Here is a 22,919-nt window from a genome sequence, read left to right as displayed (position 1 = left end):
GGTGTCAGCCGATGACGGGGACCTTGCTGCACGTCGGCGTCACGGGACAGGGTCCCGATGTCGTGGTCCTTTCCGGCGGACCAGGCTGTGTCCACTACCTCGAGGATGACGCGCTGGCACCTCGCGGAATGCGGGCGTGGTACCCGGAGCCGAGGGGCGTCGGACGCTCCCAGGGTGGGCCACACGACGTCGATCGGGCAGTCGCTGATATCGAAGCGGTGCGACGAGCCGCGGGTATCGGCAGCTGGGTGGTGCTCGGCCACTCCTGGGGCTCGGACCTGGCTGTGCATTACGCGCTGGACCATCCCGACCGCGTCGAATCCGTGGTCGGCGTGGCCGGGCACGGACTACACAAGGACCGCACCTGGTCCCAGGCCTACGAGGCCTCGCGGCATCAGGAAGCCGATATCGAGATCGACTGGGAACCAGACGTCTACGCCGCACTGAGCGCGTCGTTCGTGCAGTGGATTCACGAACCCGACCTGCTCCGCCGACTGGCCGATTCCACCGTGGCCATGACATTCATCGCCCCGCAGCACGACATCCGCCCGTCATGGCCCCTACGGCAACTCGCCGCCTTGATCCCGAACGGCAGATTCGAAGAACTACCCGGAGTCGCCCACAACCCATGGGCGACCGATCCACACGTATGGGTCGACCTCGTCACAAGAACATGCCGCGCGCACCCATGATCACCCGCTCTGGGTGAACGGAACGGTGTGCATCGCCGGCGACCGGCCGATCACCGGTTCGAGTGACGCCGGCGCCACTGAAAGAACATCTCGCCGCCGGCCGGACCGGCGCCGTGTACGTCGTCGACACGTACGCCAATCGGCTGGTTGACCTGGCAAGCGTTTGGCAAGTGTCTGGCAATCGAGATCACGAGGTGGCCGAATCATTGCGGCGACACAGCAGCCCAGTCGTATACTCACGTCATGGCGGGTGAACCGTCTTCCACGGAATCCCTCGCGGCACCAGTTCTTGTGGTGCAGACGAGAGAGCGCGTCTACCGGCTACGCGCTGGTGACGTCTACAACGTCGGTCGTGATCCGGCCGCCGACGTTGTGGTGAACGATCCGCGCGTATCTTCGATCCACGCAGTTCTGGAGCTGGGTGCCGACGGCTGGGAAATCGAGGATGTCGGCAGCCGCAACGGCACCTTTTTCGCCGGGCGTCGTGTCGATCGCATGGTGATCGACCACGACGAGACATTCCGGCTCGGGCACTCCGAAGACGGCGAACAGCTGGCCTGCTCACCGGAGGCGCCGCCCGACGGTGACGATGGCGAAACGCTGATCGTCCCCAACTACAACCTCGACGAGGAAGCAACGGTCACGGCGTTCCAATCGGCCCTGCCTCGGCGAGCTGCGCGAGCGCCACGGCCGACCAGCCACCCCAGCGAGGTCGTCCGGATCACCTCGGACAAGCTTCGAATCGGACGTGCCGCCGACAACGACGTCGTCGTGCCCGACCTCCTGCTCTCCCGCCATCACGCCGAGCTGCGCAGGCTCAGCGACGGTAGGTACCGGATCGTCGACCTCGACAGCCACAACGGCACCTACGTCAACGGCGCCCGGGTCGACGCCGCCGACCTGTCCGAATCCGATTTGATCGGCATGGGGCACACCACGTTCCGGCTCGTCGGCGACGAGCTGCGCGAGTTCGTAGACACCGGTGACGTATCGGTCTCGGTGCAGAACCTCATCGTGCGGACGCCCGAGGGCAAGGTGATCCTCGACGGGGTGAGCTTCCCCATCCCGCAGCGCTCGCTGGTGGGCGTCATCGGCCCCAGCGGAGCGGGCAAGTCGACGCTGCTCGGCGCGATCACCGGATTGCGGCCCGCGACGGAGGGGACGGTCCGCTACGACGGACGCGACCTGTACACCGATTACGACGAACTCCGGCACCGGATCGGGCTGGTCCCGCAGGAGGACATCCTGCACAACCAGCTTCCGACGCGGCGTGCGCTGCTCTACGCGGCCGAACTGCGCTTCCCCGGTGACACCCGCAGCGAGGAGCGCGAGCAGCGGGTCGACGAGGTCCTCGACGAGCTCGGCTTGGCGCGGCACGCCGATACCCGCATCGACCGGCTCTCGGGTGGGCAGCGCAAACGTGTGAGCGTCGCACTGGAGTTGCTGACCAAACCGTCCCTGCTGTTCCTCGACGAACCGACCTCCGGCCTCGATCCGGGCCTGGACAAAACGGTCATGGAAATGCTGGCCGAACTGGCGCACGACGGGCGGACCGTCATCGTCGTCACGCACAGCGTGGCGAATCTCGATTCCTGCGACCGTCTGCTGGTCTTGGTGCCCGGCGGTCGACTGGCCTACTACGGACCTCCCGCGGAGGGGCTGCTGGAGTTCGCGCAGCGCAGCTGGGCCGAGGTGTTCCAAGCCTTCGATCGCGAGCACGAGCGCGACTGGGCAGGTGAGTTCCGGACGTCGCCACGCTTCGAGAACTACGTGGCGGTCGGACTGACCGACGATGTCGGCCCAGCGGAAGTGCACACACCCGCGCCGCCGCCCGCGCAGCAATCCAAAATCGCCCAGCTCAGTACCCTGTGCCGCCGATATCTGGCGGTGATCGCCTCGGACCGAAGCTATTTGGCTCTCCTCGGCGTGATGCCCCTGCTGCTCGGTGCCTTGATCGCCGCAGTGCCGTCGGGCCAGGGATTCGCCGGAACACCGGGATCCAACATCGATGCCGCGACCAAGCTCATGATTCTGGCGTTCGGCGCATGCTTCGTCGGCACCGGCAACTCGATTCGCGAGATCGTCAAGGAACAGACCATTTACCGCAGAGAACGCGCGGCAGGCCTGTCACCAGGGGTCTACCTGATGTCGAAACTGCTGGTCCTGGGCGTGATCACCGCCCTCCAGGCGGCGGTATTGGTCCTGATCGGCACCATCGGTGTGGCTATGCCCCCCAAGGGGCTCTTCACGTCGGTCGTGCTGGAGTTGATCCTGGTGATGGCGCTGCTCGGCATCGCATCGCTGGCATTGGGCTTGCTGGTTTCGGTGTCGGTGAACACCTCGGAGAAGACACTGCCGCTGCTGATCGTGCTGTCGATGGCACAACTGGTACTCACCGGCGGGCTAGTGCGACTCCCTGGCACACCCGTCCTGGAGCAACTGGCGTACATATCGCCGGCGCGTTGGGGGTTCGGCGCCGGAGCCGCCACCATCGACCTCGACACCCTCTCACCGCACGAGGGCGCGGCCGACCCGATGTGGAAACACACCATCGGCACGTGGCTGCTCGACATGGGAGTCGTCGCCGGGCTGGGGGCGATCTTCCTCGCGCTGGCCTGGTACCGCCTGTACCAGTTGCGTCCACGGCGCCGCGGTGCCCGCCGCGCGATCTGACGCCCAGGACGTCCGCTTCAGAAGCTGGGCTAGGTTGCCGTGGCGGGACGACGGGGCGGGGTGCAGCAGTCGACCGCACAGGGTGCACCGTTTACGGTGCAGCCATAGCCTGGGATGTCGCCGAGGCGGCGCGGCGAACTGCCGGCCAGGTGCTCGTTGATCAACTCGACGACCAACCGGGCGAAGCGGGGATCGGTGCCGGGGGTGGCGGCCCTGGCGAACGCCATGCCCAGTTCTTCGGCCTTTTCTCTCGCTTCGTTGTCCAGATCCCAGATGACCTCGAGGTGATCGGATACGAACCCGACCGGGCAGACCACGATCGCATCCACCCCCTTGCCGGACAGATCCTCGAGATGATCGACGATATCCGGATCGAGCCACGGGATCTGCGGTGGACCGGAACGGGACTGCCACACCAGGTCATAGTCGGTGAATCCCGTTGCGGCGGCGCACAATCGGGCGGCCTCGGCGACCTGGCGGCTGTACAGGCGGCCACCATCGGCAGGCGGCCCCGCGGAAATATCGGCCGATACCGGAATCGAGTGTGCGGTGAACACCAGTCGAGCGCCGTCCCGGCGCTGCGCGGGCAGTGCATCCACCGCGGCACGAATAGCCGCGGCGAATGCCTCGATCAACAGCGGATGGTCGAAGTACTGCCGCAACTTCACCAGTTCCGGCGCGTCCGGCCCGAAGGCCGCGCGCGCCCTGCTGATGTCCTCGTCGTACTGCAGACAGCCGGAGTACCCGCCCCACGCCGAGGTCGGGAACACCAATGCCGACCGCACCCCGTCGGCCGCCATCCGCGCGACGGTGTCCTCGACCATCGGAGTCCAGTTGCGGTTGCCGAAATAGACCGGTAATTCGATGTCGGCGCCGGCCAGTTCGCGCTGCACCGCGGCAATGATGTCGCGGTTGAGCGCATTGATCGGCGAGACACCCCCGAAGTGCAGGTAGTGCTGGGCGACCTCTTCCAGGCGTTCGCGCGGCACGCCCCGGCCCCGGGTGACGTTCTCCAGGAACGGCATGACGTCCTCGGGACGCTCAGGGCCGCCGAACGACAGCAGCAGCAGGGCGTCGGCGGCCCGAACCACGATGTCTCCCTTCGAAATACGTCAGTTGATCGACATGTTCTCCGGGAACCAGGTGTTGTGGCTGGCCCCGCCGTCGACGTAGATGATCGAACCGGTGGTAGCCGGCAGCCAGTCCGAGAGCAGCGTCACGATCGACTTCGCGACTACGGTCGGATCATCGACATCCCAACCGATCGGCGAGGCACCGTCCCAGTAGGTGTTGAGCTGGTTCAGCTTGGCCGCATCATCGGTCGCGGTGCCCGCGATGGCCTTGGCCGCGAGAGTCTTGATCGGCCCGGCGGCGATCAGATTCGAGCGAATCCGCTTGGCGGTACCGACCTCGCGTGCCACATAGCGGTTCACCGACTCCAGCGCGGCCTTGGCCACACCCATCCAGTTGTAGAACGGCATCGCGGTGCGCGGATCGAAGTCCATGCCGACGATCGAGCCACCCTCGTTCATGACCGGAAGCACCGCGCGCGCCAGCGAGGCGTAGCTCCAGGCCGAGATCTCGAAGGCCTTGGCCGCGTCCGGACCGGGACCGTCCAGGAACGGACGCGCCTCCGGACCCATCAGCGTGCGCGGCGCGAAGGCGATCGAGTGCAGCACGCCGTCGACACCCTCGGGCGCGAGCTCACGCACCTTCTCGGCGAGCGCGCCGAGATCGTCCTCGCTGGTGACATCGAGCGGGATGGCCGGGCCGACCTCTTGCGGCAGCCGCTTGGCGATCCGATCGATCAGCCGCAGCCGCTCCGGAATGCCGGTGATGAGCACCTTCGCGCCCTGCTCCTGCGCCACCGCGGCCGCGTGGAACGCGATCGAGGAATCGGTGATGATGCCGGTGATCAGTACGGTCTTGCCTTCGAGCAATCCGCCCATGGGTTTTCGGTTCTCCTGTAGTCGAAGTTCGTGAGGTTGCGCGACCGCCGAGGCGGCACACCGTTTTCGGGTCGGCTCAGTGGCCCATGCCCATGCCGCCGTCGACCGGGATCACCGCGCCGGAAACATAGGCCGAATCATCGGAGGCCAGGAAGCTGATCACCGCGGCGACGTCTTCCGGCTGACCGAGGCGCTGCAGCGGAATGAACTTCTTCGCCGTATCACGCAGATCGTCGGGCAGCTCGGCGGTCATATCGGTCTCGATGAAGCCGGGTGCGACGACATTCGCGGTGATCGAGCGCGAGCCGAGCTCACGGGTGATCGAACGCGCCAGACCGATCACACCGGCCTTCGACGAGGCATAGTTGATCTGGCCGGGGCCACCGCCGAGACCGACGACCGAGCCCAGGAAGATCATCCGGCCCCAGCGCGCCCGCAGCATCGCGCGGTTGGCCCGCTTCGCACAGCGGAACGCACCGGTCAGGTTCGCATCGATGACCCGGGTGAACTGCTCCTCGGTCATCCGCATCAGCAGGGTGTCGTCGGTGATCCCCGCATTGGCGACCAACACCTCGACCGGCCCCTGATGCTGTTCCACCTCGGTGAAGGCGGCGTCGACCGATTCCGCATCCGTCACATCGCATTTCACGCCGAACAGACCGTCCGGAACCCCCGACCCGCGATGCGTGACGGCCACCTTGTGCCCGTCGGCCAGCAGGCGCTGTGCGACCGCGAGGCCGATGCCGCGATTACCGCCGGTCACCAGGACCGACCGGGATGTGATGTTCGACATGAAGACCAACCTATCTGTTCGGGTTCGTGCGCCACGCCCGGGCCACATACAGTGCGCTATGCGGCGCCGGGCACGTCGCGACGGCGGACATTGACGACTACGGCAGGCGTTGACGATAGAGCAAGCCGGTAACTACACCGGCAGCGACGACCAACATGCCGAGCAAAAGCCATGGTCGACTGGCATCGCCCCTGGTCATCTCGAAGCCGATCTGCTCTTCGAGGGTGTCGTAGACCGCAGTCAATTCGGTCAGGCTGGAGGCGGTATAGAAGTCGCCGCCGGAGAGCTTGGCGATCTCGCGCAGCGCATCGTCGTCGACAGGCACCTTGACGCGCTGTGCGCCCTTACCGTCCTGGTCCGGGATCTCCACCGTGCCCCATGAGGTGCCGAACGAAATCGTCGATACCGGAACGCCTTTGTTCTTCGCCAGGCGGGCCGCGGTGAAGCCGTGCCGTGGATTGTCGACATCCTTATCGTCGGGCACGGTCTGCTTACCGTCCGACATCAGCACGATGCGCGCGGGTGGCGGTGTTTCCGCACCGCCGAGCACGGTGGCGATGGTGTCGATCGACTGCAGCGCGGTCAGAATGCCCTCACCGGTGGCGGTGCGCTCGGCGAGTTTGATGTTGTCGATAGCCGCCTTGACGGCCTCGCGGTTCGTCGTCGGCGGCACCATGACCGAGGCGGTGCCCGCGAAGGTGACGAAGCCGAGATTGATACCGGGCGGCAGTCCGTCGACGAATTCCTTACCCGCCTTCTGCGCCACCTTCAGCCGCGACGGCGGCACATCGGTGGCCTCCATGGACAGCGAAACGTCCATCACCAGAACGACTGTCGCGCGATTGCGCGGCACCTTCTTGACCGCGGTCGGCCCTGCGGCAGCGATGGTGAGGAAGACCAGACCGATCAGCATCAGTGCGATCGGCACATGCCGGATCGGACTCGGCCGCGACGGGGCGACCTTCTCCAGCAGTTCCATATTGCTGAACTGCAGCATGTGCCGGTGGCGGCTGCGTTGCACGAGGATATAACCCAGCGCGATCAGCACGACGACGGCGAGAAAGCCCAGCCAGATCAGCGCGGTGAAATGCGAAATACTCACTGGCGCGGCGCCCGTCCGCTCGGGGCGCCGAACGCGTGGCGCCGGGTGGACACGAACCGGACCACATCCGAGATCCAGTCCCGATCGGTCTGCAGGGTGAGCACCGGTGCGCCGCAACTGCGCAGCGCCTGTTCGACCTGAACGCGATGCCGCTGGGCGGCGGCCGCGAAATCGGCGCGCAGCGAAGGAGTCACGCTGAATTCGCGGGTGCGCCCGGTCTCCGGATCGTGCAGCACCACATCACCCACATCGGGCAGCGACAGATCGCGCGGATCGAGCACCTCCACCGCGAGCAGATCGTGACGCGCGGAGATGGCGCGCAGTGAGCGCTGCCAGTTGATGTCACCGAGGAAGTCGCTGATGATCACCGCGAGTCCGCGCTTGCGCTGGGGGCGGCGCAGCGATTCGATCGCCTCGCGCAGATCGCCGCGCACCCCGTCGCGGGCATGCGGCGTTGTCGCGATCTCGCGCAGCATCGACTGCGCGTGCACCCGGCCGCTGCGGGCGGGAATGCGCGTCAACTGCTCACCTGTCGCGACGACCGCGCCGATCCGATTGCCACCGCCACTGGTCAGGTGGGTGATCGCTGCGGCGGCCGCGATCGCCAGATCGCGCTTCTGGCACAGCGCGGTGCCGAAGTCGAGGCTGGCCGACAGGTCGACCACCATCCAGGTCTCCAGTTCCCGGTCCGCGATCATCTGCCGCACATGCGGATGGGTGGTGCGGGCGGTGACCGACCAATCCATCTGCCGCACATCGTCGCCCGGCTGGTAGGTCCTGGCCTCGCCCGGTTCCGAGCCGGGGCCCGGAATCAATCCGAGATGATCGCCGTGCAGCACACCGTCGAGCCTGCGGCGCACGGTCAATTCCAGCGTTTTCAGCGCCGCCGTCAGTTTCGGATCGGACAGTTCACCCGATCGGAAGGACGGCGGTGCGTGGGACGACATCGGCACTGGTGGAACCGGATCCGATGCTGAGGTCACTTCGGCTGGTTATTGCTGGCGGCCGGGGACATCTGCGCCACCGGCGGCTGCGGCACCGCATCCTGAGGTGCGGGCGGCTGGGGAATCGCCGAGCCGTGCGGCCCCATCGCGGGCGGGGCGGCAGGCGCCGGCGCGGCCGCGGCGCCCGGTGCGACCGCCTGCGGCGCGACCTGCGGCAGGCCGACCGTCTGCAGCACCCGCTTGATTACATCGTCCGGGCTGATCTCGTCGGCGAGTGCGTCGTAGGACAGCACCAGACGGTGGCGCAGCACGTCCGGGATCACCTCGACGACATCCTGCGGCACCACATAGTCGCGGCCGCGGATCAGCGCGACGGCGCGGGCGGCGGCGATGATGCCGAGGCTGGCGCGCGGCGAGGCTCCGTAGGCGATCCAGCTCGCCACATCCTGCATGCCGAAGTCGGCGGGCTTGCGGGTCGCCGCGATCACCCGGACCACATAGTCGACCAGCGCGTGGTGCACGAAGGTATTCGCGGCCACCTGCTGCAGCCGGATCAGCTCGACCGGTTCCAGGATCGGCTTGGCCTCCGGCGGGGTGACACCCATCCGGTAGATGATCTCGCGCTCTTCCTCCACCGACGGGTAGTCGACGACGACCTTGAACAGGAAGCGGTCGCGCTGTGCCTCGGGCAGCGGGTACACGCCCTCGCTCTCGATCGGGTTCTGCGTCGCCATGACGAGGAACGGATCGGGCATCGGGTAGGTCTTGCCGCCGATCGACACATGCCGCTCGGCCATCACTTCCAGCAGCGCGGACTGCACCTTCGCGGGCGCGCGGTTGATCTCGTCGGCGAGGACGAAGTTCGCGACGACCGGGCCGAGTTCGGTATCGAATTCCTCGCGGCCCTGGCGGTAGATCCGGGTACCGATGAGGTCGGTCGGCACCAGGTCGGGGGTGAACTGGACGCGGGAGAACGAACCGCCGACCACCCTGGCGAAGGTCTCGACCGCAAGGGTTTTGGCGATACCCGGCACGCCCTCGAGTAGTACGTGACCGCGCGCGAGAACCCCGACGAGCAGCCGTTCGACGAGCCGATCCTGACCCACGATTACGCGCTTGACCTCGTATATCGCCTTTTCCAGGGTCTGGACGTCACGCTCCAGGGTGCTGGATGCGGGAGCAGCGGCCGCTTTCGCCAAATTTGCCCCGCTCACACCGTCCGTCGAAGTCACCAACATCCCCGCTTTCGCTTTGGTCCTGTGCGTGCTGCCACAACTATTCCAGGTAATGGCCGCATACGCCGCAACCGGACCCGAGATCACGGCAAATCAACAGATTCGCGCGTCGGGTTCGCGGCGTACGGCCCCAGCCTAGGGTCAGGTGACGATCCGCACCGCGTACGGCATGATGCCGCCCTCGCGCACCGGGGACACCCGCACGACCTCGCCGGATTGTGGCGCCTCGACCATCTTGCCGTTGCCGAGGTAGAGCGCGACGTGTTCACTGCCGTTCGGCCCCCAGAACAGCATGTCGCCGCGGGCGCGCTCGCCGACGGGCACCCGGGTGCCCGCGTTGTACTGGTAGCCGCTGTAGTGCGGCAATGACACGCCGATTCCGGCGAAGGCGTAGATCATCAGACCCGAGCAGTCGAAGCCGACCTTGTTGTAATCGCCGTAGCTGTCGGCGACGCCGCCGTCGTGGATGCCGAGGGTCGGCCCGTCCTCATCGCCGCCGCCCCAGGAGTAGTCGACACCGAGCTGCGACATGGCCCGATCGACAACGGTTTCGACGGCCTCGGAGCCGCGGATGGACGGCATGCTCGGCCCGGTGGTCCGCGGCCGGGTCTTGCGTGGTGGCGGCGAATCATCCAGCTGGACATGCGGTCGCCTACCCTCACCCGCATGCGCCGCGCGATCCTTCGCGGCCTGATCCTGTGCGGCCCGCGCGGCGGCGGCCGCGGCGGCCGCGCGCACAGCGGCCTCCTCGGCCTTGCGCTGCTCGTCCCAGGCCAGATAGGCCTCGCGTTGTCCTTGTAGCCCGGCCACATTCGCGCGCGCGACATCCAAACGTCCCTGTGCCGCGGAGCGCTCGCGCAGCAGGCCCTCCCGCTGCGCGGCCTGCTGATCCTGTTCGGCCTGCACCGCGGCGACGGCGTGCTCGGCCTCGGCCTTCTTCTGCTCGGCCGCCGCTGCGGCCGCGTCGGCAGCCGACTTCGCTTGGCGCGCAATGGAATTCTTATTGCCCTGATCGATCTGAGCGCGGCGCAACGAGTCCAGGACCGACTGCTGGTTCTTCGACACCAGGGTGAATATCTGAGCGCGGCCGAGTGTCAGGTCCGGAGTCGCCGACGACAGATAGGTCACCACCGAGGTCTCCGCCGGCCGGGTGTAGGCCTGCACCGCGAACTGGTCGAAGTTGCGGCGGGCCTGTTCGACCTGGGCTCCGGCATCGGTGAGTTCGCGCTGGGTATCCACGACCGCCGCCGCGGCCACATCGGCCGCATCGCGCGCGTCCTGCAGATCGACAAGGGCCTTATTGACCTCTTCGCGCTTCTTGGCGACCACGCCGTCGAGTTCCCGCAGCTTCTGATCCGTGGCGGCGACCTGGTTGATCAGCGCGCCGACCTCGCCCACTCCGGCGTCGACCTGCGCTCCGGCATCGGCGATCTGGCTGTCGCTCGGGTTGGGTGGAGCGGGCGGCACCGCTGCTACGGGCCCGGCCGTGACGAATACCGCCGCGGTGACCAGCAACCCCAGAGCGACCCACAGCGGACGCCGAGAACCGGCTACGCCGACATTGCGCATCGCACCTCCCAAAGGACCCGATTCGGCTTAACCTCACGAGCCCCCTGCGAACCATCGCGCTCAGTGGTTGACAGATAGCTCTCTCAACACTTCTTCCCCATCAGGCATTATTCGAACCGTACGACACATCCTTCACTAAGGAAACTCTGGCAACAGAAATACAGCCGCGTAATTTACCCGTTGCCGTGCGATAGCCAGACGGGTACAAGGATTCGATCGGATAGAACAAACCGACCGTCAGGAAAAGTTGCGGAACGGATACCCGTTATGCAGTGGAGTCCAGCTCGTCGCCGCGCCCCGAAACCCCCACCGGAACAGACTGCTCGGCAGCCCGACGAGACTTGATCCAATAGAGTCCGCCGACCACGACTGCCGTGCCGACCAGCAACAGACTGGTGATCGCGGTCCAGGAGAACGTCTCCGGCCGTTCCAACTGATCGACGAAAAGCTGCGCCGCCTGCGCCGAATTCCCCTGCGTGCTCTTGGAAAAGTCCTCGGCCCGTTCCAGCTTCACCCGGCTGATCGAATCGCTGTAGGTGCCGACCCAGTCGTCGCTGAACACCGCCACGGTTCCGTGTTCGGTCTTACCGATCTCGGTGGCCAGGTCACGTAGATTGGAGTCGTGACCGGGATTGCCGGGAATCACCACGATGCTGAGCTCGATGCCATGGGCCCGAGCGTCGGCGACAACCGCTTCGAGTGCGTCCTGATCCTTACCCTTCGGGGTGGCGACGTGGTTGTCGACCACATCCTCTTTGATCTGAACCAAGGTCTTGTCGTCGATACCAGGCGGCAGTTCGGCGCGCATGGGGGTAAGAACCGAGGTGTACGAGACGGTCATCTTCCATCCGGTCTGTCGAGCCGCATCGGGACGCGAGGCGACGGGCATACAACACTGCGGGATCAACCGGTGCCTGCCCACCGGTCGTCCCGACCACGCAAGCACAGTACGCGACGGAGTGTCGCAGCACCTTCGGACGGCGCACCGAACGGCACCCGCGCGTTTCACAGGACAAGCGTACTGTTAGGCTCGAAGGCGCGAGGAGCCAGCACCTTCCAGCGCTGGAACCCTCCAAAGACGTAACCGTAGCGACCGCTTTCGGGTCGTTCGGAAAGACCGGTCTTCGGCACAGCCCCGCCGATGACCACCCTCACAGACGAGTGGAGCTGACGTGACGACAAGTATCGATACTTTCGGCGCCAAGGGCACCCTCGAGGTCGGAAGCAACTCCTACGAGATCTTCCGTCTCTCGGCCGTGCCGGGCACCGAGAAACTCCCCTACGCACTGAAGGTCCTTGCGGAAAATCTGCTCCGCACCGAGGACGGCGCCAATATCACCGCCGACCATGTCCGCGCGATCGCGAACTGGGATCCGTCGGCCGAGCCCGACACCGAGATCCAGTTCACCCCTGCCCGCGTGATCATGCAGGACTTCACCGGCGTGCCCTGCATCGTCGACCTCGCCACCATGCGTGAGGCCGTCACCACCCTCGGCGGCGACCCGAGCAAGGTCAACCCGCTCTCCCCCGCCGACATGGTCATCGACCACTCGGTCATCCTCGATGTGTTCGGCCGCGCCGACGCCCTCGAGCGCAACGTCGACCTGGAATACCAGCGCAACGGCGAGCGCTACCAATTCCTGCGCTGGGGCCAGGGCGCCTTCGACGACTTCAAGGTCGTCCCGCCGGGCGTCGGCATCGTGCACCAGGTCAACATCGAATACCTGGCCCCCACGGTCATGGTCCGCAACGGCCAGGCCTACCCCGACACCTGCGTCGGCACGGACTCGCACACCACCATGGTCAACGGCCTCGGCGTATTGGGTTGGGGCGTCGGCGGTATCGAGGCCGAGGCGGCCATGCTCGGCCAGCCCGTCTCGATGCTGATCCCGCGCGTCGTCGGCTTCAAGCTGACCGGTGAGATCCAGCCCGGCGTCACCGCCACCGACGTGGTGCTCACCGTCACCGACATGCTGCGCAAGCACGGTGTGGTCGGCAAGTTCGTCGAGTTCTACGGCAAGGGTGTTGCCGAGGTGCCCCTCGCGAACCGCGCCACCCTGGGCAACATGAGTCCCGAATTCGGCTCCACCGCAGCGATCTTCCCGATCGACGAGGAGACCATCAACTACCTGCGCCTCACCGGCCGCACCGATGAGCAGCTCGCGCTCGTCGAGGCGTACGCCAAGGAGCAGGGTCTGTGGCACGACGCCGACAACGAGCCCGCCTACTCGGAGTACCTGGAGTTGGACCTGAGCACCGTGGTGCCGTCCATCGCCGGCCCGAAGCGTCCGCAGGACCGAATCCTGTTGTCGGACTCCAAGACCGCGTTCCGCAAGGACATCCACAACTACACCAGCGACGCGGAGTCCGGCCCCGCTGCCATCACCCCGCACTCGCACCTGGACGAGGCCGTCGAGGAGTCCTTCCCGGCTTCCGATCCGGCCGTGCTGTCCTTCGCCGACGATGACGCCGTGCTGCCGTCCGCCGCCAACGGCAGTGTCGGCCGCCCGTCCAAGCCGGTCAAGGTCTCCGATCCGGAGCGCGGCGACTTCGTGCTCGATCACGGCGCGGTCGTGGTCGCGGGTATCACCTCCTGCACCAACACCTCCAACCCGTCGGTCATGATCGGCGCGGCGCTGCTCGCCCGCAACGCGGTCGAGAAGGGCCTCGCGTCCAAGCCGTGGGTCAAGACCAACATGGCCCCGGGCTCGCAGGTCGTCGCGGACTACTACGAGAAGGCCGGCCTGTGGCCGTACCTGGAGAAGCTGGGCTTCTACGTCGGCGGTTTCGGCTGCACCACCTGCATCGGCAACACCGGCCCGCTGCCCGAGCAGATCTCGGCCGCGATCAACGACAACGACCTGTCGGTCACCGCCGTGCTGTCCGGTAACCGCAACTTCGAGGGGCGCATCTCCCCCGACGTGAAGATGAACTACCTGGCCTCGCCGCCGCTGGTCATCGCGTACGCGCTCGCGGGCACCATGGACTTCGACTTCGAGACCGACGCCCTGGGCAAGGACACCGACGGCAACGACGTCTTCCTGAAGGACATCTGGCCGTCCCCGCAGGAGATCGACGACACCATCAAGACGGCGATCAGCCGGGACATGTTCACCAAGTCCTACGCCACCGTCTTCCAGGGCGACGAGCGCTGGCAGGGCCTGAGCACCCCCGAGGGCGACACCTTCGCGTGGGACGAGAACTCGACCTATGTCCGCAAGGCGCCGTACTTCGACGGAATGGCTATGGAGCCGGCTCCGGTCGAGGACATCAAGGGTGCGCGCGTGCTCGCGCTGCTCGGTGACTCGGTCACCACCGACCACATCTCGCCGGCTGGTCCGATCAAGCCGGGCACCCCGGCCGCGCAGTACCTCGACTCGCACGGCGTGGAGCGCAAGGACTACAACTCCCTGGGCTCGCGTCGCGGTAACCACGAGGTGATGATCCGCGGCACCTTCGCCAACATCCGGCTGCGCAACCAGCTGCTCGACGATGTCTCCGGCGGTTACACCCGCGACTTCACCCAGGACGGTGGCCCGCAGGCGTTCATCTACGACGCCTCGCAGAACTACCAGGCCGCGGGCATCCCGCTGGTCGTGCTGGGCGGTAAGGAGTACGGCTCGGGTTCCTCGCGTGACTGGGCCGCCAAGGGCACCTCGCTGCTCGGTGTGAAGGCCGTCATCACCGAGTCCTTCGAGCGCATCCACCGCTCGAACCTCATCGGTATGGGCGTCATCCCGCTGCAGTTCCCGGCCGGTGAGTCGGCAGCGTCGCTGAAGCTGGACGGCACCGAGACCTTCGATATCGAAGGCATCACCAAGCTGAACGAGGGTGCGACTCCGAAGACCCTGAAGGTCACCGCCACCAAGGAGAACGGCGATGTGGTCACCTTCGACGCGGTGGTCAGGATCGACACCCCCGGTGAGGCCGACTACTACCGCAACGGTGGCATCCTGCAGTACGTGCTGCGCAATATGATTCGCGGCTGATCGACTGTGCTGTAGTGGGTCCGCGCACCGCATTTGTGCGGTGCGCGGACCTCTTCACATTGCCTGCCCGCTTCGCTCGGAGGAGCCCGCTAGATGCCCAAGGTCAGTGACGATCACCTCGCCGCCCGGCGTAGTCAGATACTCGACGGGGCGCGGGCCTGTTTCGCCGAATACGGGTACGACGGCGCCACCGTGCGCCGCCTGGAGGAAGCCATCGGCCTGTCCCGTGGCGCGATCTTCCATCACTTCCGGGATAAGGACGCCCTGTTCCTCGCACTGGCACAGGAAGACGCCAATCGCATGGCCGATGTCGCGGCCAACCAGGGCCTCGTGCAGGTCATGCGCGATATGCTGGCCCATCCCGAGCAATTCAATTGGCTCGGAACACGTTTGGAGATCGCGCGCCGGTTGCGCACCGATCCGGAATTCCGCGCGGGCTGGTCGCAGCGCTCGGCCGAGCTGACCGCCGCGACCCTCGCCCGACTCGAACGCCGCAAGGCCGCCGGCGCCCTACGCGACGACGTGCCCACCGACGTCCTGCTCGGCTATCTGGACTTGGTGCTCGACGGGCTCATCGCCCGCATCGCATCCGGCCACACCAACGAAAACCTTTCCGCGGTACTGGATCTGGTCGAGGCCTCAGTGCGTCGCAAGGACTGAGTCCAGCCGCAGCATCCCCCGCGCGGACCGTCTGGCGGCGGCGCGGAATCGACCGCCCGCCAGATCCACCACCCGCACCTGCGGCGGCAGGGGCAGCTCCGCAAACTCACCCACAGCCACAATCCGGTCCCCCGCAAGCACAATGGTCGTATCCGGGCGGGCCGCCGCACCGGTCCCATCGATCAGTGTCGCACCGGACAACACCGAAATCGGCTCGGCCGCAGCCGGATCCGCACCGGCGGGCGCGCCGCCGACCACACCACCCGCGATAACCCCGGTGGCCGCGCCGGTCAGCAACCCCAGAAACTCGGCCCGACGGATCTCCCGCACCACGACTCCTCCCTGATCACCGCACCGATGCTACGACAGGCGCGACCAGTGCTGCGCCTGATATGTTGGCATGCAACGTCTTTCGAGCATTGACCAGCGGAAGCGGCAGCTTGGCCGGACTATCCGACAGGAGACGATCCGGGGGTAGCGGGTTTCGCCGAGCCGAACTTTCGCCGTCACCCGCGTCGATGCGAACCAGATCGACCATTACCTGGACTCGGGCAAGCGCGACCAATTCCGGGACCGAGGGCAGCCGCCACGCACGACGACACCGGGGGCGGCGAATGTCTCGCGAAATGCGGAATCTCGATCATAATCGTCGGCATGGACCTGAACGGAGCACGCGTGCTGATCACCGGCGCGACCGGCGGAATCGGGGTCGCGATCGCGGCCGCGGTCGCCGCACGGGGCGCGAATGTGGTGCTGTCCGGACGCCGAGCCGAGGAACTCGACAAGGTCGCGACCCGGTTCGGCGCACGGGCGGTGGTCGCGGACCTCGCCGTGCCCGGCGGTGCCGAGAAGCTGCTCGAGCAGGCCGGTGACCTCGATGTCGTCATCGCCAACGCCGCACTGCCCGGTTCCGGCGATCTGCTCGACTATTCGCTGCCGGAGATCGATCGGGCGCTGGAGGTCAACCTGCGCGCCCCGATCGTGCTGGCCCGCCTCGCCGGTGCGCAAATGGCCGAGCGCGGCAAGGGCCACCTGGTCTTCATCAACTCCCTGTCCGGCAAGGCCGCATCCGGTAAGGCGGCGATGTACAACGCGACAAAATTCGGACTCCGCGGCTTCGCCCTGGCCTTGCGCGCCGATATGGATGAGCGTGGCGTCGGTGTCTCGTCGATCTACCCAGGATTCGTCAGGGACGCGGGCATGTTCGTCAAATCCGGCGCGGCCCTACCGCGGGGCGTCGGCACCCGCAGCCCGGAAGACGTCGCCAACGCCGTGGTCCGAGCGATCGAACACAATATCGCCGAAACCGACGTAGCCCCGCTGCCGGTCCGCCTGGGCGCAAGCTTCGCCTTGATCGCCCCCAATCTCTCGAACCGCGTGCAAGGCATCTTCGGCGCCGACAAGGTCATCACCGAACTAGCCGCCGGTCAACGCGACATGCGCTGAGTCCTACAACAGGATGCGACGCGGCTTCGACGCCGACTATCTCGCCCGCCACTTCCGATGACGAACAACCCGTTCGCGCCAGATGGCACCAAGAACGCCGCGACACCCGATTTGGGCGCCGCGGCGTTTTTGCGCTCGGGCGACCCGGTCGCCAGAGGTCAGTGGTGGGACAGGCGGCTGAAGACGATGCTGGCGCCGGCGAATCCGAGGAGACCGAGGATGACGCACCAGAGGATGGCCAGCGCGGCGTGGTGTCCGGTGCCGGTGGAGTTGAGCAGGCCGCGCACCGTTTCGATGATGGGGGTGGCGGGTTGGTAGTCGGCGAAGCCGCGCAGCCAGTGCGGCATGGTGGTGGTTTGGACGAAGGCACTGCTGATGTAGGGGATGAACATGATGGCGTAGGTGAGGCCGCCCGCGGCTTCCGGGTTCTTGGCGACCAGGCCGAGGGCGACCGCGATCCACGAGATGGCAGTGACGAACAGGGTGATCACCGCGAGGGCCGCCAGCCAGCCGAGCAGACCGGCCTGAGGACGGTAGCCGAGCGCGATCGCCACCGAAACCGCGATCGTGATCGCCGCGAGATTGCGCATCACCCCCTCTGCGACATGCCCGGCCAGGACCGCCTGCCGGAACATCGGCAAGGTGCGGAAGCGGTCGATACTGCCCCTCGTCATATCGGTGGACACGGCGGTGGCGGTGATCGATGAACCGAAACCCGTGCACAGCAACATGATTCCGGGCACCACATAGTCCAGGTAGGGGCCGCCGACATCGATGGCCCCGCCGAAGACATAGGTGAACAGCAACATCACCAGAATCGGCATGAGCAGCGAAATGATCAGCGTGTCCCGGCTGCGCAGCGTATGCCGGACACAGCGACGGAACATGACGGTGGTGTCGGCGAAGACAGCGATCGTCACCGGGCGGCGGCCTCTACGATATCCGCGGTGCGCGCGGCGGCGTCCTCGGTACTCAGCGTCTTGGCGAATTCCGCTGCGCGGGTGCGACGTTCGGGGGTCAACACTGACGCAACCCCCTGTTCGAGCCGTACCTCGGTAAGCCGGGTGAACGGCAGATGCGCACCGACACCGAGGCGCTCGACCTGCCCACCCCACATCGGCTGCTCGAACGATACCGAGCAGACGAGCGTCGGCAATCCGGCGCGCAGACTCTCGAACAGCGTCCCGATACCACCGTGATGCACCGCGGCGGCGCAGTGCGGAAAGACCAGGTCGTGTGCGAACGGGCCGACGACCTTGACGTTCGGTCCCGCCTGCGCATCGGCGATATCCAGATCACTCCATCCCGCGCTCACCAGCGCCCGCACCCCCAGCCGAGCTGACACCTCCGACACCATCGCCAGCACCGCCGCGGTATCCCGGATCGGCATGCTGCCGAAACCGAAGAATACGGGCGCCTCGCCCGCCTCGATCCAGGACAGGATCCCCGCATGGTCGCCGGCGAGATCGCCGACGGCCGCGCGGGCGGCGTGATCGAGGGTCAGAAATCCGGTGAACGGCCTGCGCTCGTCCCATTCCTCCGGTAGTCCCGGAACCAGCGCCGGATCGTAGATCTGTACCTCGGGGACGTGCGCGCGGGCCAGCACCGCGGCCGTACTCGCCCGCGATTTCGGCAGCCCGAGCGTTACCCGCAGATCATTGAGATAGCGCATGAACACCACGCGGCGCAGATTCTCCGCGATCGTCCAGGTCGCCCGATTCACGGCTGCGGGCGGATTCCACTGCGGCGGCAGCGCACCGGGAAACGGATACGCGCCATTGCTGCGGCACGGGAAGTAATGCAGGCTGACCAGCGGCACGCCCATCGCCTCGGCGACCGAACTGGCCCGGTCCTCGGTGACCGTACTCGCCACGATCAGGTCGGCCCCCGCGCAGACATCGATGACCTCGCGATTCATCTGCTGGGCGTAATCGGCCATCTGACGGGCCACCAATTGCATCAGCCGCAGCGTATTTCCGGCCGCGAGTGCCTGCTGTCCGGCATCGGAACTGTAGAGCTGCTGGACATCGGGTCCGCAGGCGACGGCGGCGAGGCCGGTGGCCGTGGCGAATTCGACGAGGTTCGGCGGCGCCCCCAACAGCACGTCGTGGCCGCGGCGACGCAACTCCAGTCCCAGCGCTACGACCGGCTGGACGTCTCCACGAGTTCCGGTGAGCGGAATCGCTATTTTCAAGGCGGCTCTTTCGGGTATTGGGCACCTGACCCGACTCCGAGCGGATAGTCCACAGAACTATGGGCTCTCGACGCAGGGCATGTATCAGTACAGTGCCATTGTGCACATCGCGATGTTCATGGACTACCACCCGACCACGCTGGGCGGGATCCAGACCGCGGTCGGCTCGCTGTGCCGCGGACTCGAACTCGCGGGTCACCGCGTCACTCTCTTCGTCGCGCCGCTGTCGGGGGCGCATGCGGACCCGAATGTGATCGAGCTGCGCGCCGTGGGCGGTCTCGAGGTGAACGGTTTCCCGGTTGTACTGCCGACCGAGCGCAATGCCGAACTGATCGACGCCGCCTTCGCCGCGCGCGGTCCGATCGACCTGGTGCACACCCACACCACCTACGGTGTCGCCATCGCTGGCATGAAGGCGGCACGGCGACACCGGATTCCGCTGATCCACACCGCCCAGAGCCGCGACGACGCGTTCATCGAGAACACCTCGCCCGCACCGTATCCGGCGGCCCTCGCGCTGCGCGCACTACACGGCCGGTTCGTACCGCATCGCCAGCACATGCCGCACCGCGCTGAAAGCCGCGCGGCCCGCCATGCCTGGTGGACCATCGTCGGACAGGCGCAGGCGGCCGATCGGGTGATCGCGCCGACGCGGCACTTCGCCGATCTGCTACTCGCGCACGGTCTGACCCGCCCGATTCGGGTGGTATCCAACGGCGTCGACGATAACCTGATCGAAAGCAACGGCGGCATAAAGGGTTCCGATCGCACGCCGGACGCACCGCTGCGGCTCATCTGGTGCGGGCGGTTGTCCGCCGAGAAGCGGCTGCTCGAATCGATCGACGCGGTGCGGCTGGTCGATGACTGCACCCTGGATATCTACGGTGATGGCGACCTACGCGGCGCGACCGAGGCCGCTATCGCCGAACACCGTCTAGCGGACCGAATCCGCCTGCACGGCAGGGTCACTCAGTCCGAATGCCTCGCCGCCATGTCCGACGGCGACGCACTGCTGTTTCCCTCGCACGGTTTCGACACCCAGGGCATGGTCCTCTTGGAAGCGGTAGCGGTGGGCCTGCCGATCATCTACTGCGATCCCGATCTGGACGAATCGGTGCCGACCGGTGGTGGCGTGCGTACCGCCGATCCGTCGGCCGTCGCGATGGCCGACACCATCGCGAAACTCGACGCCGATCGCATCGCCTTCGACCACATGCGCGAGGTCCTCGCCGCACACAGCGACTCGGTGCGGCAATCACAGCAGACCGGGACGGTGCTCGAAATCTATCGCCAGGCCCGCGAAGAGTCCGCACGGAGTCCAGAATTGGTCATGCCACAATCTCTTTCGGAGGTCCCGACCGCGCCCGGCGCGCTACCGCTGGTGGGACACAGCCTGCGGGCCCTGCGCGACGCGCCCGGATTCGTCACCGCACTGGCCGACCTCGGGCCGATCGTGCGTATCCACTTCGGCCAGAAGACCGGATATCTGCTCACCACACCGGATCTCGTCCGCGAAGTCGGACTCGGCGATGCCGAACTCAATCGCGATGACCTGCGTGAGGCGATCAAGGACGTCGCGGGCGGATCGGTGAACGTGCTGCGCGGCGACGAACACAAACTGCGCCGCCGGATGATCGCGCCCGCGCTGCGGCAGAGCCGCCTCGCCGAATACACGAATTCGGCCGCCGATATCGCCGAAGCCTGGTCGGCGGGACTGCCTTCGGGTGGGCGCGTGAACCTGATGGACGAGGCCCACGGCCTGATCCTCGACACCGTCTCCTCGACTCTGTTCACCGCCGACTTCAGCGATGACGCACGCCGGGAGATCCGGGACAATGTGCCGTGGCTACTCGGTCAGGTCATCCTGCGCACCGCGCTACCGCCGCAGGTGCGCCGCCTGCGGCTCATCGCGAACTGGCGCTGGCGCAGGAAGGCACATCACCTGCGCGCCGCCATCGGCGATGTCATCGCCGAATACCGGCGCCGCGACGAGGATTTCAACGATGTTGTGTCCGCGCTGATCCGGCATACCGACAGCGAGACCGGTGCGAAACTGTCCGACGAGCACATTATCGACGAGGCGATTCTGATGCTGGCCGGTGGCGTCGGCTCGATGGCGTCGCTGACCGGGTGGCTCTGGCACGAGGTCATGCGCCGCCCACACATCGCCGAGCGGCTGTACGCCGAACTCGACTCAGTCGTCGGATCGGGCCCGGTCCGGCCCGAACATCTCGGCACCCTCCCGTACCTGAAACAGGTTGTGGCGGAGACACTTCGCTTCTGGGGCCCCTGGATCAGCGCTGGCACCGCCGACGGCGATGTCACCATCGGCGGACTGACCATTCCGGACGGTACGGCGATCATGTTCAGCCCCTACCTGGTTCAGCACGACAAGCGGTACTTCACCGATCCGGAATCCTTCGACCCGGACCGCTGGTCGCCCGAGCGCGCCGCCGATATCGATAAGAAGGCCAACCTGTCCTTCGGCGTCGGCCGCCGCCGCTGCCTTGGTGACCATTTCGCCATGATCGAAATCGGCCTCGCCGCCGCGGCCCTGCTGGCCCGCTGGCGGCCGATTCCCGACCCTAACTATGTGGTGCGCGCATCGAATCGGGACTTCGTCCTGTCACCGTCGGCGCTGCCGGTCACCCTGCGTCCACATTAACCACTTGCTTGGAGTGCACTCCAGGTGGCTACCGTCATCACATGAGCAAAGTTTGGTTCATCACCGGAGTCTCACGAGGATTCGGCAGGGAATGGGCACTCGCCGCACTCGAGCGCGGCGACCGGGTGGCCGGTACAGCCCGCGATCTGAGCACACTGGAGGATCTGGTCGCCAAATATCCGGATACCTTCCTGCCGCTGCGGTTGGATGTCACCGATCGCGCCGACGACTTCGCCGCGGTCCAGCAGGCCGCCGAACGGTTCGGACGGCTCGATATCGTGATCAACAACGCGGGCTACGGCCAGTTCGGCATGATCGAGGAGCTCAGCGAGGACGAACTCCGAGCACAGTTGGAGACCAATGTCTTCGGCGCGCTGTGGGTCACCCAGGCGGCGCTGCCGATTCTGCGAGCCCAGGGCAGCGGCCACATCATCCAGGTCTCCAGCATCGGCGGTATCTCGGCCTTCCAGAATCTCGGGGCGTACCACGCGTCGAAGTGGGCATTGGAAGGGTTCTCACAGGCCCTCGCACAGGAAGTCGCGCCGTTCGGCATCCATCTCACCCTGATCGAGCCGGGCGGTTTCGATACCGACTGGTCCGGTCCGTCCGCGCGTCACGCCACCCCGATTCCGGCCTACGATCCGGCCAGGGCAGCCAGGGCCGCACAGCGTTCCACGGTGCGCCGGGGCGATCCGGCCGCCACCCGCGGCGCCATCCTGGCCGTCGTCGACGCACCGGAGCCACCGCTGCGGATCTTCCTCGGCGAAGTCCCCCTGGCGATCGCGACCGCGGATTATGAATCCCGCCTGGAACTCTGGCGCAAGTGGCAGCCGGTATCCGCTGCCGCGCAGGGCGACTGAGGGGTATCAGAACGAGTGCGGTGCCGCCGGGGAGAGTCGGGATATTGTGGTGGATCCCTCCCCGGCGACGCCACTATCCGAGACCGCGCCGTCGCTGGCCGATGGCGCGGGTACAGGCCGAAAGGGTGCGGCCCGCCGCCGCCACGCC

At 66.6% G+C, this 22,919-nt stretch carries 18 protein-coding genes; 7 read left to right on the top strand and 11 right to left on the bottom strand.

Going from position 1 to position 22,919, the window contains the following annotated elements; translation table 11 throughout:
• Nucleotides 1-11: 11 nt before the first annotated feature.
• Both ACQP2D_RS15925 and ACQP2D_RS15920 read left to right on the top strand, forming a co-directional pair.
• Nucleotides 12-692 (top strand): alpha/beta fold hydrolase, encoded by a 681-nt coding sequence (locus ACQP2D_RS15925; protein ID WP_433684463.1) that lies wholly within the window; start codon nt 12-14, stop codon nt 690-692.
• 243 nt (nt 693-935) lie between these two features.
• Entirely contained in the window at nt 936-3,365 is a 2,430-nt protein-coding gene (locus ACQP2D_RS15920) for an FHA domain-containing protein (protein ID WP_433684462.1), read from the top strand.
• A gap of 29 nt (nt 3,366-3,394) precedes the next feature.
• Here ACQP2D_RS15920 and ACQP2D_RS15915 read toward each other — a convergent pair whose 3' ends face one another.
• From ACQP2D_RS15915 to ACQP2D_RS15880, 8 genes are all read right to left on the bottom strand, one after another.
• On the bottom strand, nt 3,395-4,456 hold the full coding sequence (locus ACQP2D_RS15915; protein WP_433684461.1) for a ferrochelatase: 1,062 nt from the start codon (nt 4,454-4,456) through the stop codon (nt 3,395-3,397).
• 21 nt (nt 4,457-4,477) lie between these two features.
• Nucleotides 4,478-5,314: an NADH-dependent enoyl-ACP reductase InhA gene (gene inhA, locus ACQP2D_RS15910; RefSeq protein ID WP_433684460.1), complete on the bottom strand. Its 837-nt coding sequence runs from the start codon at nt 5,312-5,314 to the stop codon at nt 4,478-4,480.
• Between the two features lie 76 nt (nt 5,315-5,390).
• Complete coding sequence (fabG1, locus tag ACQP2D_RS15905) at nt 5,391-6,107, bottom strand: 3-oxoacyl-ACP reductase FabG1 (RefSeq protein WP_433684459.1); 717 nt, start codon at nt 6,105-6,107, stop codon at nt 5,391-5,393.
• A gap of 97 nt (nt 6,108-6,204) precedes the next feature.
• A complete protein-coding gene (locus tag ACQP2D_RS15900; RefSeq protein ID WP_354957250.1) occupies nt 6,205-7,209 on the bottom strand; it encodes a VWA domain-containing protein in 1,005 nt (334 codons plus the stop codon).
• Nucleotides 7,206-8,156, bottom strand: coding sequence for a DUF58 domain-containing protein (locus ACQP2D_RS15895; protein ID WP_433685669.1), 951 nt, complete (start codon nt 8,154-8,156; stop codon nt 7,206-7,208). Before ACQP2D_RS15895 ends, ACQP2D_RS15900 begins: the two co-directional genes overlap by 4 nt.
• 32 nt (nt 8,157-8,188) lie before the next feature.
• Complete coding sequence (locus tag ACQP2D_RS15890) at nt 8,189-9,391, bottom strand: AAA family ATPase (RefSeq protein WP_433684458.1); 1,203 nt, start codon at nt 9,389-9,391, stop codon at nt 8,189-8,191.
• Nucleotides 9,392-9,529: 138 nt separating this feature from the next.
• The gene (locus ACQP2D_RS15885) at nt 9,530-10,957 is read right to left on the bottom strand and encodes an NlpC/P60 family protein (RefSeq protein ID WP_433684457.1); all 1,428 of its coding nucleotides are present in this window, start codon (nt 10,955-10,957) and stop codon (nt 9,530-9,532) included.
• A 265-nt stretch (nt 10,958-11,222) separates the two neighbouring features.
• Complete coding sequence (locus tag ACQP2D_RS15880; RefSeq protein ID WP_433684456.1) at nt 11,223-11,798, bottom strand: Rv1476 family membrane protein; 576 nt, start codon at nt 11,796-11,798, stop codon at nt 11,223-11,225.
• A 331-nt stretch (nt 11,799-12,129) separates the two neighbouring features.
• Here ACQP2D_RS15880 and ACQP2D_RS15875 point away from each other — a divergent pair, with 331 nt between their 5' ends.
• Nucleotides 12,130-14,946 (top strand): aconitate hydratase, encoded by a 2,817-nt coding sequence (locus ACQP2D_RS15875; RefSeq protein ID WP_433684455.1) that lies wholly within the window; start codon nt 12,130-12,132, stop codon nt 14,944-14,946.
• A 93-nt stretch (nt 14,947-15,039) separates the two neighbouring features.
• Nucleotides 15,040-15,606, top strand: coding sequence for a TetR/AcrR family transcriptional regulator (locus tag ACQP2D_RS15870; protein ID WP_354958395.1), 567 nt, complete (start codon nt 15,040-15,042; stop codon nt 15,604-15,606).
• On the opposite strand, the gene ACQP2D_RS15865 is transcribed toward ACQP2D_RS15870, so the two are convergent.
• Entirely contained in the window at nt 15,586-15,936 is a 351-nt protein-coding gene (locus ACQP2D_RS15865) for a hypothetical protein (protein ID WP_433684454.1), read from the bottom strand. The two genes, ACQP2D_RS15870 and ACQP2D_RS15865, sit on opposite strands and share 21 nt — an antisense overlap.
• Nucleotides 15,937-16,260: 324 nt before the next feature.
• Between ACQP2D_RS15865 and ACQP2D_RS15860 the strand changes: the two genes are divergently transcribed.
• Entirely contained in the window at nt 16,261-17,052 is a 792-nt protein-coding gene (locus ACQP2D_RS15860) for an SDR family NAD(P)-dependent oxidoreductase (protein ID WP_433684453.1), read from the top strand.
• 158 nt (nt 17,053-17,210) lie between these two features.
• Here the strand turns inward: ACQP2D_RS15860 and ACQP2D_RS15855 are convergent, their stop codons facing one another.
• Together ACQP2D_RS15855 and ACQP2D_RS15850 are read right to left on the bottom strand one after the other, a co-directional pair.
• Nucleotides 17,211-17,972, bottom strand: coding sequence for an ABC transporter permease (locus ACQP2D_RS15855; RefSeq protein ID WP_433684452.1), 762 nt, complete (start codon nt 17,970-17,972; stop codon nt 17,211-17,213).
• The gene (locus ACQP2D_RS15850; protein ID WP_433684451.1) at nt 17,969-19,246 is read right to left on the bottom strand and encodes a glycosyltransferase; all 1,278 of its coding nucleotides are present in this window, start codon (nt 19,244-19,246) and stop codon (nt 17,969-17,971) included. The genes ACQP2D_RS15855 and ACQP2D_RS15850 overlap by 4 nt, the downstream gene beginning before the upstream one ends.
• A 79-nt stretch (nt 19,247-19,325) precedes the next feature.
• Here ACQP2D_RS15850 and ACQP2D_RS15845 point away from each other — a divergent pair, with 79 nt between their 5' ends.
• Both ACQP2D_RS15845 and ACQP2D_RS15840 read left to right on the top strand, forming a co-directional pair.
• A complete protein-coding gene (locus tag ACQP2D_RS15845; RefSeq protein ID WP_433684450.1) occupies nt 19,326-21,911 on the top strand; it encodes a cytochrome P450 in 2,586 nt (861 codons plus the stop codon).
• Nucleotides 21,912-21,952: 41 nt separating this feature from the next.
• Complete coding sequence (locus ACQP2D_RS15840) at nt 21,953-22,771, top strand: SDR family oxidoreductase (RefSeq protein ID WP_433684449.1); 819 nt, start codon at nt 21,953-21,955, stop codon at nt 22,769-22,771.
• The last annotated feature ends 148 nt before the right edge of the window (nt 22,772-22,919 follow it).

The organism is Nocardia sp. CA-119907 (assembly GCF_050955995.1).
Classification (GTDB): Bacteria; Actinomycetota; Actinomycetes; order Mycobacteriales; family Mycobacteriaceae; genus Nocardia.
Note: the sequence above shows the minus strand (reverse complement) of the source record. Positions and strands in the feature narration are given on the sequence as shown.